Origin of the sequence: Helicobacter sp. MIT 01-3238 (genome assembly GCF_003364135.1) — a bacterium.
Lineage (GTDB): Bacteria > Campylobacterota > Campylobacteria > Campylobacterales > Helicobacteraceae > Helicobacter_B.
This window is the reverse complement of sequence record NZ_NXLN01000019.1, coordinates 38,243-53,506: the sequence shown is the minus strand read 5'-3', so window position 1 is coordinate 53,506 and position 15,264 is coordinate 38,243. Positions and strand designations below refer to the sequence as shown.

Annotated in this window: 13 protein-coding genes; 7 read left to right on the top strand and 6 right to left on the bottom strand. The window is 41.2% G+C overall.

Annotated elements, in window-relative coordinates; genetic code table 11:
- On the bottom strand, positions 1–851 hold an 851-nt coding region (locus CQA40_RS07510; RefSeq protein ID WP_147290182.1), incomplete at its 3' end, for a hypothetical protein.
- A gap of 505 nt (positions 852–1,356) precedes the next feature.
- Positions 1,357–1,764, bottom strand: a complete 408-nt coding sequence (locus tag CQA40_RS07500) for a hypothetical protein (protein WP_115520265.1) — start codon at positions 1,762–1,764, stop codon at positions 1,357–1,359.
- A 205-nt stretch (positions 1,765–1,969) separates the two neighbouring features.
- On the opposite strand from CQA40_RS07500, the gene rplM reads away from it, so the two are divergent.
- From rplM to CQA40_RS07470, 6 genes are all read left to right on the top strand, one after another.
- Positions 1,970–2,422 (top strand): 50S ribosomal protein L13, encoded by a 453-nt coding sequence (rplM, locus tag CQA40_RS07495; RefSeq protein WP_034560772.1) that lies wholly within the window; start codon positions 1,970–1,972, stop codon positions 2,420–2,422.
- A gap of 14 nt (positions 2,423–2,436) precedes the next feature.
- A complete protein-coding gene (rpsI, locus tag CQA40_RS07490; protein ID WP_115520264.1) occupies positions 2,437–2,829 on the top strand; it encodes a 30S ribosomal protein S9 in 393 nt (130 codons plus the stop codon).
- Positions 2,830–3,142: 313 nt separating this feature from the next.
- Positions 3,143–4,153, top strand: coding sequence for a phenylalanine--tRNA ligase subunit alpha (pheS, locus tag CQA40_RS07485; RefSeq protein WP_115520263.1), 1,011 nt, complete (start codon positions 3,143–3,145; stop codon positions 4,151–4,153).
- 11 nt (positions 4,154–4,164) lie between these two features.
- Positions 4,165–6,873, top strand: a complete 2,709-nt coding sequence (gene ytpR / locus CQA40_RS07480) for a YtpR family tRNA-binding protein (RefSeq protein WP_115520262.1) — start codon at positions 4,165–4,167, stop codon at positions 6,871–6,873.
- Positions 6,870–8,348, top strand: coding sequence for a 3-phosphoshikimate 1-carboxyvinyltransferase (aroA, locus tag CQA40_RS07475; protein ID WP_115520261.1), 1,479 nt, complete (start codon positions 6,870–6,872; stop codon positions 8,346–8,348). The genes ytpR and aroA overlap by 4 nt, the downstream gene beginning before the upstream one ends.
- A 29-nt stretch (positions 8,349–8,377) precedes the next feature.
- The gene (locus tag CQA40_RS07470) at positions 8,378–9,214 is read left to right on the top strand and encodes a 4-hydroxy-3-methylbut-2-enyl diphosphate reductase (protein WP_023927153.1); all 837 of its coding nucleotides are present in this window, start codon (positions 8,378–8,380) and stop codon (positions 9,212–9,214) included.
- Positions 9,215–9,494: 280 nt separating this feature from the next.
- On the opposite strand, the gene xseA is transcribed toward CQA40_RS07470, so the two are convergent.
- From xseA to CQA40_RS07450, 4 genes are all read right to left on the bottom strand, one after another.
- On the bottom strand, positions 9,495–10,745 hold the full coding sequence (gene xseA, locus CQA40_RS07465; RefSeq protein ID WP_115520260.1) for an exodeoxyribonuclease VII large subunit: 1,251 nt from the start codon (positions 10,743–10,745) through the stop codon (positions 9,495–9,497).
- Positions 10,746–10,779: 34 nt separating this feature from the next.
- Positions 10,780–11,898 (bottom strand): RIP metalloprotease RseP, encoded by a 1,119-nt coding sequence (gene rseP / locus CQA40_RS07460; RefSeq protein ID WP_115520259.1) that lies wholly within the window; start codon positions 11,896–11,898, stop codon positions 10,780–10,782.
- 44 nt (positions 11,899–11,942) lie between these two features.
- On the bottom strand, positions 11,943–12,563 hold the full coding sequence (pgsA, locus tag CQA40_RS07455) for a CDP-diacylglycerol--glycerol-3-phosphate 3-phosphatidyltransferase (RefSeq protein WP_115520270.1): 621 nt from the start codon (positions 12,561–12,563) through the stop codon (positions 11,943–11,945).
- A gap of 307 nt (positions 12,564–12,870) precedes the next feature.
- Positions 12,871–13,167 carry a hypothetical protein gene (locus tag CQA40_RS07450; protein WP_115520258.1) on the bottom strand — a complete coding sequence of 99 codons (297 nt, stop codon included), beginning with the start codon at positions 13,165–13,167 and terminating at the stop codon, positions 12,871–12,873.
- A gap of 256 nt (positions 13,168–13,423) precedes the next feature.
- On the opposite strand from CQA40_RS07450, the gene CQA40_RS07445 reads away from it, so the two are divergent.
- Entirely contained in the window at positions 13,424–15,247 is a 1,824-nt protein-coding gene (locus CQA40_RS07445) for a DNA polymerase III subunit gamma/tau (RefSeq protein ID WP_115520257.1), read from the top strand.
- Positions 15,248–15,264: the final 17 nt, after the last annotated feature.

Here is a 15,264-nt window from a genome sequence, read left to right as displayed (position 1 = left end):
CTTTGAAACTCACTAGCACTAAAAGAGCCTGTGCACTCTACTCTTTTGCTTGTAGCACCAACAGTAGTGCTATGCTGCAATATGACACAATCTCCAGCTATGGCTAGCTCTAGGCTAGCACTGCCAAGCGCACTTGCTGTGAGGAGAGATAGGGCTATCTTGCGGGAGGTTGGTTTTTTATTTTGTGGATTGCCGCGCTCGCTATGCTTGCTCGCAATGACGATTGGGTTGTCATATTGAGGTTTCGTAGAAACCGAAATATCCAAAGGATTTTGCACATTTGGATTTTTTGTCATATTGAGCGATTTTCTTGTTGTCATATTGAGCGCAAGCGAAATATCTCTTTTTTGTTTTGTTTGAGATGCTTCGCTTCGCTTAAGATGACAAATAATAGATTTTGCATTATCTGCAGAATCTTTTGATATACTTCGGGCTTCGCCCCCAGTATGACAAGAAATTGTAGTATGACAAGGTGTTTTTGCAGTATGACAAATTACGGAGTTGGCGACTTTAAAAGCCCCCTCCCTTGCGGAGGGGGTTTGGGGGTGGGTGTCTTTGACAGATTTTGCACTTATGACAGAATCTAGCTTTGAGATATTTGCTTTTGAGATACTTGCGGAATTTGCATTGCTAGCAGTTGCGTTTTTGTCGTTTGCAGTTGCTAGCTTTGCTTGAAGCGCGGAGGTAGGATTTACCCACCCCCTAGCCCCCTCCGCAAGGGAGGGGGAAATTACAGATTGTTCTTCGTAAGTGGATGGGGAATAAGTGGAGTTGCTACCTGCAAAGTAGGGGGAACTTTCTAGTCGTGAGCTACTCTCTCTCTCTCTCTCTCGTTTGGTGCGAGATTGCACTGCTTGCGCGTAGAGATTTTTGGTTTTGTTTCATTTGTTGCTCCTTTTGGTATGTGTCGATTATTTCGCGATATTTCACAAAATAAAATCAAAAAGACAGGGTAAATGATAGGTAAATATATCTTAAATAATCCTTAAACGAAGCAAAAAAACAAAAAAAAAAAAACGGAAAATTTTGTGGGCGCAAAGCGCGTGATTTACGCGGTTTTTAAGGTTTTTAGATTTTTCGTAGTTTTTGTTAAGATTGTGCAAAAAATGTTGATTTTTGTGGATTTATTAGAGATTTTGCTAGGTTTTGGGTAGTGTGAGTGTGATTTGCACAGTTTTAGTGCAAAATGTAGAGGATTTGTGGAATGACTGGATTTACCCACCCCTAAATCGCTTCGTGCTAAGGGGGGGGGGGAACTGATTGGTTTGCACTCGCTCGCGATAAAATCAACTTTGTCATATTGAGGTTTCGCAAAAACCGAAATATCCAAAGGATTTTGCACATTTTGATTTTTTGTCATATTGAGGACAAGCAAAATATCTCTTTTTTTTGTTTTGCATTGTTTGCAGAATCTTTTGAGATATTCTTTGAGATACTTCGGGCTACGCCCTCAGTATGACAAATAGTTTTATTTACAGGAAAACTTCTTGAAGCCCCCTCCCTTGCGGAGGGGGTTTGGGGGTGGGTGTCTTTTGCATCGTAAAAAGCGTGGAAAGATTCGTCATTGCGAGAATTGCGAAGCGATTCGTGGCAATCTATGTCTTTGCCTTTCTTATGGATTGCCACGCAAGTCTTGCGACTTGCTCGCAATGACGAAGTGCTGTGTTTATTGGCAGTTGCTAGCTTTACTTGAAGTGCGGAGGTGGTATCTACCCACCCCCAAACCCCCTCCGCAAGGGAGGGGGGAACTAAGCGACTTGTCATTGCTAGCCACTTTTTCGTTATTGTGAGAATTTGCGTTGGTAAATTCTAGGTTTTTTGATTTTGTCGCTTTGGTAGAGTGATACTTAGAGAGTGCCAAACCTTAAAAATTGCATAATTTCAGCTTGGCTTAAGATAAAAACGCTATAATTCTGCCTTTGTAACAAACGCTAATCTTAAGGACACAAAAATGGCAAAAACAGACAAAATGACAAAATCCATAAACGCTAGCGAAGTCGTGCGTGAGTGGCATTTGCTTGATGCAAAGGATAAGACTTTCGGACGGCTAATCACCCAAATCGCCACACTTTTGCGAGGTAAGCATAAGCCCTCTTTCACGCCCAATGTGGATTGTGGGGATTTCGTAGTGGTGGTAAATGCTACAAAGGTGGCTTTCTCTGGTATGAAGCTACAAGATAAGGAGTATTTCACGCATTCTGGTTACTTTGGTAGCACCAAATCAAAGACACTCCAAGAAATGCTAGAAAAAAGCCCACAAAAGCTATACTATCTCGCAGTGCGCGGAATGCTACCCAAAACAAAACTTGGACGAGCTATGATAAAAAAGCTAAAAGTCTATGCAGGCGAGGAGCACCCACACACCGCCCAAATCGCCAAAAGTAGCTCAAAAAACACAAATAAAACAAGCAAAGACAAATAAAGGAGAAAGACACTATGGCAAAAAAAATCTACGCAACAGGCAAACGAAAGAGCGCAATCGCTAAAGTCTGGCTAAAATCTGGCAGTGGCAAGCTAATCATCAATGGCGTAACGCTAGATATGTGGCTAGGCGGACACGAAGCGATAAAGAAAAAAGTCCTACAACCGCTTGTGCTAACCAAGCAAGAAAAATCCGTAGATATTGAAGCTAGTGCTTTTGGTGGTGGGTATTCTGCACAAGCAGAGGCTTTGAGGCACGGGATTTCTAAAGCTCTAAATAGCTATGATATTGCTTTCCGCGCTATACTTAAGCCAAAAGGCTTGCTTACACGCGATTCACGCGTGGTAGAGCGCAAAAAATACGGCAAACGAAAAGCCCGCAGAAGCCCTCAATTCTCGAAGAGATAATGTCTGGGATAATGGTGTTTTTAGGCTTGCTTGCATAGTGCTTTTGATAGCTTTTGGGGTTTGCTTTTTGATTTTTCTTTTTTGATTTTGGAGGGGAGTTATTTGGATTCTATGGTAGTGGGGATTTTGGATTTTATTTTTTTTAAGGTTTTTTAGGCTTTTTTAGGGGGGTTTAGGATTTTTTTGGGATTTTGTGCCTTGATTTTGTATTTTTGGTGTGAAGTCTTTATTTTTAGTTTGCCAAAATCGATTTTGGCTTAGATGATTTTGTTTGTGTGCTTTTGCGAATAAAGCTATTTTTAGGAGCGTATAAATGGCTGTTTTTGATAAGGCTTTTGATGAGGTTTGGGACAAGCTAAAGTCTGCCCAAAATCTGCAAGATTTGGAAAATCTACGCATAGAGATTTTGGGCAAAAAGGGGATTTTGACAGAGCAGTTTGCACTTCTTAGAGAGCTAAGCCAAGAGGAAAAAAAGCAAAAAGCAAAAGAGCTAAACACACTTAAAGATGAATTTGAATCCATATATACCATACAAAAGCAAAAGCTAGAATCTGCCAAACTTCACGCTTCACTAGAGGGTGAAAAAATCGATGTGAGTTTGTTTGGTGGCACGCAAAGGCGCAGTGTGGGACACCCGATAAACTATACCAAAGATAAGATTATCCAATACTTCATAAGTATGGGCTATGAGCTGTGTGAGGGACCGCTAGTAGAAGATGATTTTCACAACTTTACCGCGCTAAATATCCCCCAATACCACCCTGCACGAGAAATGCAAGATACTTTTTATTTCAATGATTCTAAACTACTTCGCACACATACTTCCCCTGTGCAAATCCGCACGATGCTATCTCAAAAGCCACCTATCAAGATGATTTGTCCGGGGGCGACTTTTAGACGAGATTATGACTTGACACATTCGCCTATGTTTCATCAAATCGAGGGGCTTCTAGTCGATGAGGTAGGCAAAGTGAGCTTTGCTCATCTCAAATATGTGCTAGAGAATTTCTTGCGATTTATGTTTGGCGAAGTGAAAGTGCGATTTCGCTCATCGTTTTTTCCATTTACAGAGCCAAGTGCGGAAGTGGATATTTCGTGTGTTTTTTGCGGGGGAGATGGCTGCCGTGTGTGCTCTCATAGTGGCTGGCTAGAAGTGCTTGGCTGTGGGCTTGTCAATGACAATGTGTTCAAAGCTGTGGGGTATGAGAATGTGAGTGGATTTGCCTTTGGTATGGGGATTGAGCGACTTTGTATGCTAAGTCTTGGGATTAGCGATATGCGTAGCTTGTATGAGAATGATTTAGCCCTTTTAGAGCAGTTTTAGGAGTATCTTAGATGGTTATTTCTACCTATCTTTTATCCCAATTTGTAAATCTAGAGGGCTATGACATAGACAAAATCACTAAGGTTCTAAACGACATTGGAATCGAAGTGGAAAAAGTGTGGAAACTTCAGGTTTCTAAGCGTGTGGTTGTCGGCAAAGTCGTCTCAAAGTCCCCCCACCCAAATGCAGATAAACTTAGCGTTTGTCAAGTGGATATTGGAAGTCAGACTTTGCAAATCGTGTGTGGCGCAAAAAATGTAGCGCAAAATCAATTTGTAGCACTTGCTTTGGAGGGTGCGAAGCTACCACCAAAGGAGGATGCAAAAGACGAAAAAAGGGCGTTTTTTGAAATCAAGCAAAGTGTGCTAAGAGGGGTAACAAGCTATGGAATGATTTGCTCATCTAGTGAGATAGGCTGTGCTAAGACAAATGATGGCATTATGGTGCTCGATTCTAGTGTGGGTGAGCTAGAGCTTGGCAGGGAGCTAAGTGATTATCCCTTTTTCAATCAATATTTTTTGGAGGTTTCTCTCACACCAAATCGTGGTGATTGTCTATGTGTGCTAGGTATCGCACGCGAGCTAGCAGGGGTGTTTGACACATATATATCATTGCCAAGAGAGCGAGAAAGCGCGGTAGCACTAGGTGTAGGCAGAGTGCTAAATATCATAGCAAAGTGCAATATCGACTCGCTTTTGCTTTATAAAGTCGCAAAAATAGAAAAAGTCTATCCCTCTATCATTGAGGAGATTATCCTCTCATACAACGGCTTACTATCCAAAAGCATTCTAGAAAATCACAAAAATTTCACTATCTTTATGACAGGTGTGCTACTTGATATTTACGCGCTTCCTAGCAATAGCGTGCTACCTGCTACGCTAAAGGTGCAAAAAGATGAAAAAGGCTTTGAGTGTGTCTATGACAAAGAGGATAACAAACTTTGTGTCATAGGGGTAAAAACCTCTTTTAAGGGGTCGGATTTTAGCTCGGATTTTTCTCTCATAGAGGAGGGGGCAAAAACGCAAAACACGGATTCAAGTGCTTCTAAAAGCGCAAAATCAAAGCAAGCTAATGCAGAAGTCGCTACAAATAGCGAAGCAGTAAATGGCGATTCAAGTGATTTTGCACCGCAAAAAAAATACGAGCTAGAATCTTTTGTAGGGCGAGATGATGATGAGCAAGATAGTGAGCAAGATGCACAAGACTTCGAGGACAAAGAGGAGGATACTTCGCTACTTGTGGTTATCCAAGCGAGTTTCCTCTCTCCTCATATCATAGCCCAAAGCCTTTTCGCACACAAAATCGCCCAAGACAAAGCCACTACTTATCGCTCTATTCGTGGGGCAAACCCACAGCTTTTTGTAGGTATGAATTTCTTTTGTGAGATTTTGCACTCTCGAAGTGATTGTTTGCTTTACTCGGGCTATCAAGAGCTTGAAATGCAAGAAGCAAAAGATAGGATTGTCATAACAGCTTCTTTTGAAGCTATCAGCCAAGCCGTAGGCAAGTCCGTCTCAAAGGAGCAAATCGCACAGATTCTAAAGCAGCTAGATTTTCGCATAGAAGCAAATGGCGAGGCGGATATTTTTCGTATCATTCCACCAGCATATCGCCACGATATTCACTCCCAACAGGACATTACAGAGGAGTTTTTGCGAGTGTATGGCATAGCAAATATCCCTCTTGTGCCATATCTAGGCATACAGCCACATACTCACACACCCACGCTTAAGTCCTATCTAAACAAACGAGATTTAGCCACTCGCGCTTTGGCAAGTGGATTTTATGAGTGCATACATTTTTTGTTTCAGCAAAAAAGCACACTGCAAGAGTGGGGATATGATACGCTAGAGTCCTCCCTAGAGCTTAGCAATCCTATCACAACCGAGCTAGACACGCTTAGAAGTAGCCTTGTGCCCGCACTTTTTGAGACAATCAAGCGCAACCAAAATCTAGGCTATAAAAATGCTAGATTGTTTGAAATCGGTGCAGTATATGACGCAAAAAGAGAGCAAAAAGAGCATTTCGCGCTTGCAGTAAGCGGGCTAGAAAGAGGGGAATCCTATCCCTACCCAAAAGGAAAAAAATGGGATTTTTATAGCTTTTGTGAAGTGCTATCTAGTATCATCGGTGAGTTTAGGCTATCAAAGCCAAGCACTCCACCAAGCCAAGCCCACCCATATATCTGCGCTGAAGTCTTTGTGCCAAGCCAAAAATCTATTGTGCTAGAATCTATCGTGCTAGAATCTAGCCAAGAAGCCCAAGAATCCCAAGCGCAAGACAATCAAGCAAAAGATTTGGAGCAATCTAGCCAAAGTCTATGGCACAAAGTCGGCATAGTAGCCAAGCTAAATCCAACATTGCAAGCAAAGCTAGAAATAGATGAGAGCTTTTTTGCTGAAATCTATGAGATTCCAAGCCTTGCAGTGAGCAAAGCCCTGCCTACTTCGCGCTTGCACGCAAATGAGCGTGATATAACGGTGCTAATAGACAAGGACATTCCTTTCATAGATATACAAAATGCGATTTTGCAAGCGGGTATAGAAAATCTATTCAAAGCATATCCGCTTGACATTTATGAGAAAGATGGCTTTGCGCTTACCATTAGGCTTGTGTTTGTGCCACAGCATTCTAGCCTTAGTGAGGAGGAGCTATCTAGTCGTATCCAAGCCGTGCTAGCACTCCTAGAATCCACCTTTGGTGCAAAACTAAAAGTATGATACGCATTTCTCCCAAAGCGAAGTCGCATTTTTGTTTAGAGCTAGACTCTATCGCCCCTGATAAATCTATCTCGCATAGAAGTGCTATGTTTGCCCTGCTTTGTGATAAACCAAGTATCGTGCGCAACTATTTGCAAGCTGGGGATACTATTAGCACATTAAATATTGCTAAGTCTTTGGGTTTGGGCGTAGAATCTAGACTAGATTCTAGTGGCTTAAGTGTGATGAAACTTACCCCACCAAAGAAATTTATCGAGCCAAATTGCGTGCTTGATTGTGGTAATGCAGGGACAGCTATGCGGCTATATATCGGGCTTTTGGCAGGGCTAGCAGGAAGTGAGAAAATGCCAAAAGAATCAAATGTGGATTCTAGCGATTCTAGTGAAAAGGGTGGGTTTTATTGCGTGCTAAGTGGGGATAGATACCTTTGTGCTCGCCCGATGAATCGCGTGATATTGCCCCTTAGGAGTATCGGTGCTAGTATCTTTAGTCGCTGTGGTGGGCTAGCACCGCTTAGTATCATTGCTAAGAAGCTAGAGGGCTTTAGCTACACTAGCCAAATAGCAAGTGCGCAAGTGAAATCTGCTATGATTCTCTCCGCCCTGCACGCAAAATCCCCAAGCGTATATATCGAGCCAACCCTCACTCGCGCACATACCGAGACAATGCTAGCAGGTATGAATGCACCTATAAAGGTAGAAAGTCTAGCCAAAGCAGATTCTTGCGATTTTGATAGCGCGGGCTCTAGCCCAAAAAATTTAAGCGGACGCAAAATCTATATTTCTCCTTTATCTCGTGCTTTAGAACCGCTAGATTTTGTCGTGCCTGCTGACCCATCAAGCGCGTTTTATTTCGCACTTACAGCAGCTATAACGCCAAATAGCGAAGTGCTACTAAAAAATGTCGCCCTAAATCCCACGCGCATAGAAGCATACAAAGTGCTAGAAAAAATGGGCGCGAAAATCCGCTATGAAAATGTAAAAACACAATATGAGGAAGTGGGCGACATATATGTCGCTAGTGGCACTCTCTCAAGTGTAAAAGTAGAGGAAAATATTGCGTGGCTTATTGATGAGCTACCTGCGCTTAGTATCGCTATGGCTTTGGCAAATGGCGTAAGTGAAGTAAAAAACGCAAAAGAACTGCGCGTAAAAGAAAGCGATAGAATCAAAGCTGTGCTACAAAATCTATCCGCACTTGGTGTGGGATATGAGGAGAGGGAAGATGGCTATATCATCTATGGTGGAGGGTTTTTTAGCGATAATAAAAAGGGCGATTTTGGCAAGAGCGGGCAAGGAGGGCAAAAAAATATTCCACAAATCAAATCTTTTGGTGACCACAGAATCGCTATGAGCTTTGCTATCGCTGGGCTTATCACGCCATTGCAAATTGATGATGAATCTTGTATGAATATTTCTTTTCCTAATTTTTTGGAGATTTTATCTCAAGTCGCAGAAATACAGATTGCAAAATAGATGACAAAGGCATACTACAAAGGAATACTATGGAAGTGCTACTTGCTGAAAAACACGGATTTTGCTTTGGTGTGAGGAGGGCGATAAAAATCGCAGAGAAAAACAAAGGCGCACACACTTTAGGACCGCTCATACACAATTACCAAGAAATCAACCGATTGAAGCGGGATTTTAGCGTGGGCTTGCACGAGAATTTTAGAGAAGCAATCGATAATCAAAAAGAGGGAAGCACGCTTATTATCCGCACGCACGGGATTCCCAAAGATGATTTAGAAGAGATTCAAAAAAAAGATTTTAATCTTGTCGATGCGACTTGTCCATTTGTAACCAAGCCTCAACAAATCGCTCAAGAAATGAGTGATGAGGGGTATAAAATCGTGATTTTTGGGGATATAGAGCACCCAGAGATAAAAGGCGTGATGAGCTATGCAAATGGCGGTGCGATAGTGATTTCAAGCCCTAGCGAACTAGAAACGATAAAGCTCCCGCGCAAAGTCGCCCTCATCTCTCAAACCACAAAACAAATCCAAGCCTTTAGCCAAATCGCTTCTTTTCTCATCGCCAAATGCCAAGAAGTGCGGATTTTTAACACAATCTGCAATGCCACTTTTGACAATCAAAACGCCGCACGAGAGCTAAGCCAAAAAGTAGATATTATGATAGTCGTGGGTGGCAAGACTTCATCAAACACCAAGCAACTGCTACATATCGCTAAACAAAATTGCGAGGACAGTTACCTAGTCGAAGATGAGAGCGAAGTCAAAAAGGAGTGGTTTGGCGGGAAAAAGACTTGTGGAATCACAGCGGGGGCTAGCACGCCTGATTGGATTGTCCAAAAAGTGCGCGAATATATTGAGGGGATTTGAGAAAGGCTTGAGAGAAAAAAGCAAAAAAGTCATAGAGGAAAATTGTAAAAAAGCTAGGCAAAAACTAGCAATGATAGGGTGGGGTTTTGTGGTTTTTAGACTTTGCTTGTGATAAATTTCTCAAAAATTTTTAGTGCAGGCAAAGTGAGTGGTAAGAGAATGAGTGCCTACTAGGTTTTGTGCAGTGATTTATCATAAGCTGTGCTTAGATTTTTGTGAAAAACGCTAGATTTGTAAAGCTATTTTGTAGTTTTTTGTGATTTTGGTTTATCTAGTGGCTTCATATCAGCTTGGCTTTTGCTTCTAGCTTGCCATCACATAGCTCAAACTCATCTCCTATGTGCAAGTCTTGCAATGGAGTGATTGCGCCTTTGCGTGAGATTTGGGCATAGCCTGCTTTGATTTTGTTTTGTGGATTTTGCAAAAGCAGGGCTTGTCTTAGTGATTCTAGGATAAGTTTTTTTTGCTTAAAAATCATATCTAGGTTAAAACCTTGAGATAGCAAGGCTAGATTTTGGGATTTTTCTTTTAGTCGTGCATTTATCGCATTATTTAGCAATTCTTTTTGCAATTCTAGCTGTTTGGTGTGGTTTTTTAGCTTTGTCTCATAGCTTATAGACTCATATATCAAGCGCAAATCACTCAAAGCCTCGCTTGCCTTTTTTAGCCTTTTGCCAAAGGCAAAATCTAGTGCTTGGGCTAAATCATCAAGCCTTATAAGCCACTCTTTTTTATCTGGCAAAATCATCTCCATACACGCGCTTGGTGTAGGTGCTCGCATATCTGCTACAAAGTCGCTGATGACAAAATCTATCTCGTGTCCCACTGCAGAGATGATAGGTGTGCGTGCGTGAAATATCGCTTCTGCTACGATTTCTTCATTAAATGCCCACAAATCCTCCATACTCCCACCACCTCTGCTTAGCACGATAATATCAAAGGCTTCTTTGCTGCCATAGAAACTATCGGCATAAGCGATATTTTGGGCGATTTTGTGCTTTGCTTCTTCGCCTTGCACGAGTGTATCAAACACGACAAAATGCACTAGATTCCACCGAGTGTTTGCCACCCTTAGCATATCTTGGAGGGCTGCACCATTTAGAGAGGTAAGCAGGGCGATTTTTTTGGGGAAAGCAGGGAAGGGTTTTGGGTTTAGCGATTTTGCAAAGTAACCTTTTTTTTCTAGACTTTTCTTTAGGGCTTCGTATTTTTGAGCTAGCTCGCCTTGTCCGCTTGGGCGCATTTCTTGGGCGATGATTTGGTAGCTACCGCGCGGGATATACACAGTTAGTGTGCCTTTTAGTAGCACTTTTTCGCCGTTTTGTGGGGTAAAATCTAGACTTTTTGCATTGCCTCTAAACATTACACACGAAATCACGCTTTTTTCGTCTTTTAGGCTGAAGTATAAATGCCCGCTTGAGCTATGTAGCGTGAAGTTGCTGATTTCCCCCTCTAGCGATACTTGCAAAAAAGTCGTTTCGATAAGGGATTTTATCTGTGTGTTTAGCGCACTCACACTCAAAGGTGTCATATTTTTCCTTACTTTACACTATGCTAGATAAAGTTTATGGCCCTATGCGTGGCAAGGATTTTAGCGACTCGGGGAATATGCGTGAGAAATCATTGTAAAGTCCTAGTAGCATAAGCCCTAGCAATAATGCCCAGCCTGCGGTAGTGATGAGGTATAGCACACGCTCATTTATAGGCTTTTTGGCTATTGCTTCATAGATAGTGATGAGCATTTGTCCGCCATCAAGTGCGGGGATTGGCAATAGATTTAGAATGCCTAAGTTTATAGATATAAGTGCGACAAGTAAGCCAAAGGCGACAAACCCACTTGGTGCAATATCTGCCATAATATTTACGATGCCTACCACTCCGCCCACTTCGCCAAGCGGAATCGTGCCGATGATGAGTTTTTTTACCCCCTCAAAAATCAAAGTTGAGGATTTTTTGCACTCCTCAAATGCAAATATTACTAGCTCGCTTGGGCTAAACTTTCGCTCAAAAACTTCGCCACTTGGCATTATGCCGATTATGGGGCGAGCGACTTCTTCATTAAAGATATTTTTTGTAAGGCTCATTTGGGGAGTGATGATAACCTCAAAAGTTTGGGATTCTCTTTTTATCAAAAAGCGCAAGGGTGTTAGGGTGGGAGAATCTGCATTAGATTTTGGCTGTGGTTTTTGTGAGTTTGAAATAGCTTGGGCTATGTCCTCCCACGAGCGCACTTGGACTTTATCTATGGATAGGATTGTGTCGCCTTTTTGGAGTTTGGCTAGACTTGCGGGGGAGTTTTCTTTGGGTGTGTTTATCTGCGGAGAGAGTGTGTTTATACCCATAGAGCCTACTGCAATGTAGATAAAAAACGCTAAGAGGAGATTAAAAAATGGTCCTGCAAACAAAATCAGCATTTTTTGGTATGCTGGCTTTGTGCTAAAGCTATCATCTGCAAAGTCTTTGTGAAGTGGGTGTAGGTCATCTTGTCCTTTTAGCTTGACATAGCCACCTAGCGGGATAGCAGAAATGGCGTATTTTGTCTCGCCTAGCTGCACGCTACATATCTTTGGTCCAAATCCTATGCTAAACACTTCTACAAATACGCCAAAATATTTTGCTACAAGGAAGTGTCCTAGCTCGTGAAAAAATATCAAAAAACAAAGTGCCAATAGTGCTTCTATCATTTTGTGTCCTTAAATCTATATTTTTGCGTTTGCTTGGGGATATGCTAGGAAATGGCTTTGTAGTATTTTATCGTGTAGTCAGCCCCCGAATACACCGTGATAAAAGTCGCTAGCCATAAAAGCACTTCACCACCGGGAAAAATACCTGCTAGCAAAAACGCAATCGCAGTGATTTGCACGCCTGTTTTGTATTTGCCTAGATTGCTTGCTTTGATATGCTCGCCTGCTTTGTTGGTGTCTTTAGAATCTTTTGCAGAATTTGGGCTAGAATTTTTTGCAAAATCGCTATTGTGGCTTGATTTTGCAGAAGCTACCACCACACGCAAACCTGTGATAAAAAACTCCCTGCTTAAAATAATAAACACTGCCCAAGCATTTGCCTTGCCTACAAGTAGTAGCCCGATAAATGCACTCAAAATCAGCATTTTATCCGCTAGTGGGTCAAATACTGCGCCAAAGGTGGATTCTAGCTTGAAATTTCGCGCTATATAGCCATCAAAAAAGTCAGTGATACTTGCTATACAAAAAATCAAGCAAGCAAAGTAATTTACCCAGCTTTTATCCACCCAATCAGGTAGTAGCAAATCACTATGTAGCAAAAAAAATAGCAAAAAAACGCTTAAAAAAATTCGACTAATGGTTAGGAAATTTGGCAGGGATTTCATTAGATTCATTGTGTGCCTTTTGTTGTGAGTGCGCCTTAAGTGTGCTAAGTGAAGCAAAAGATAGCAAAAATGATTAGCTGTAAAAGAATTTGATTTATCCAAATCAAGGACTATTTAAAAAGACTATTTGTTTTGTAAAAATCTAGGTGCAATATTATCACAAGAAGTTTTAATAAGTTGCAATCTATCTTGCTTAAATTTCACAAAATCGCTATCTTGTAAAATGCCTTGCAAGATAGGCAAAATCTAAGAATCCAAAAACGCAAATTAGGCGTTTTAGGCATTGCCTAAGGTTATTATGATTTATTTACTTGCTTTCTTCGACTAGGTTGCTAAATGCGGCATCGCTAGAGAGTGTCGTGGCGATTTGCATAAGTGAGTTTGTCGCTTTTTGCAAATCATTGATTGTGGATTTGTCTATGAAAGAGCAGAGATTTTTTAGCTTTTTGTAAGTCTTTTTTGGTGCGCTAAATCTTATGCGAAGTAGCTGGGAATGTGTGATATTTGGGAGGGATTTGAAAATGGATTTTAAATCTTTGCTAGGGATTTTTTGGTTTCTTTTGCTTTTTTGGTTTCTACTGATTTTATTGAGATTTTTTGTCATTTGCGCTTCCTTTTCAAACTTCACTTCAAACTTACTACTTCAAACTACACTACTTGCACTATTTTAGTAGTGTATATGTCTTGCTTGTCTTTTTAAGCATTCTTAAAAATAGTGAGAAAATAATATCGCCTCTAGGGAGTAACATTTTAGAGTTTTGTGGCAAATGTTGCAAAAATGTCATTATAATTTCAACTTCATTTTTGTGCTACTTTAGTATTGTTTGGTTGCACGATTTGGGACTTTATAAGGAGAATCTATGTCGCTAGCCCTAGCACTCAAATACCGCCCACAGCTGTTTTCTGACCTCGTAGGACAAGAGGCGATTTCTCAAACGCTAGGAATGGCACTAGATAAAAATCGCATTGTGCATGCCTATCTTTTCAGCGGGCTTAGGGGGAGTGGGAAGACAAGCTCGGCTAGGATTTTTGCGCGTGCTTTGGAGTGTGAGAGGGGACCTATTTCTACTCCTTGTGGGGAATGTGATATTTGCAAAGCCACGCTAGAGGGGCGAAATATCGACATTATCGAAATGGACGCTGCGTCAAATCGTAGCATTGATAATATCCGTGATTTGATTGAGCAAACCAAATACGCCCCTGCAATGGCACGATTTAAAATCTTTATCATTGATGAAGTGCATATGCTGACAAAAGAGGCGTTTAACGCATTGCTAAAGACGCTAGAAGAACCGCCACAATATGTGAAATTTATCCTAGCTACCACTGACCCATTAAAACTTCCTGCTACGATTTTGTCTCGCACGCAGCATTTTCGCTTCAAAAAGATTCCACATAGGCTTGTTGTGGCACATCTAAAGATGATTTTGCAAAAAGAGGAAGTGGGCTATGATGATGGTGCGTTAGAGATTATCGCTAGGGCTGGTGGAGGTAGCTTGCGAGATACACTCACACTTACTGACCAAGCGATAAATTATTGTGATAAATTCCTAACCACACAGCAAGTAACCCAAATGCTAGGAGTGGTAGACCCCCAAGTGCTAAAAAACTTTTTTGGTAGTATTTTGCATAATGATGAGGAGGGGCTAAAGCGTGATTTGGAAGCACTAAGTGAGTATGAATGCGAAATGATAATTGATGAAATGCTATTATTTCTAAAAGACGCACTTTTTGGTGGGAGTAAGGATTTTCCTTTGCTACTTTTGGATAGATTTTTAGGTATTTTATCGCGTGCAAAATCACTGCTAAATCTAAATCCAGATGGGGCATTTGTCCTAACACTTATAAGCCTAAAAATGCGCGAAGCTATGAAGCTAAAGGATATAAATGAAGCTATACAATCCCTAGAATCAGCCCTTGCAAAAAATGGCAATCTGCAAATAACTTCAAACACTGCTTCCACCACCTCAAATCTATCTCAAAATCCTGCACAAACCTCTGCTGTGGCGATGAATGATTCTGCCTCACAAAAATCATCAAATTCACAAGAATCACTAAACTTGCAAGAATCATCACAAGGAGATTTAGCACAAAGTGGGGATTCTATCTTAGGTGCTGATTTTCTCTCGCAAAACTCGCAATCAACACAAAATTCACAAAATTTGCAAAATCAAGTCCAAAACCACATAAATGCTAGCGCAGATAGCGCAAATGATAAAGCAAAATTTGATGAGCTAGTAAAAAGGATTTATGACCGCTCTTATGAGCTGGGAGAGGTATTTAGCGCGTGTGTGGAGTTTGACTCTGTGGATAGTGGTGTGCTGTATTGGAAATCTAATCCAAATGGGCAACAAAAAGAGCAACTAAAGCGCGGATATAGCGTGATAGTTCTGCTTGCAAAAGAAATATTTGGCGAGGTGGAAATCAAAAATACCTATAAAGATTTTGCAAAATCAAATGAACAAGAAACACAAGCAAATACACAAAATACGCAGCCAAATCCCTCCGCAGAAATGTCCCCACAAAGCGCAGAAAATACAGAGAGTGCAGACTCTACAAATGCAGATATAACACAAGATTCTACCCAAAATCTTACACAAAAATTTCTATCTGAAAATAAAGAACTCATAGCAAGTATCAAGGAAAACTTTGGCGCGAAAGAAATGCGCGTGCAAAACGACTAGCAAATACTTTATAAGCA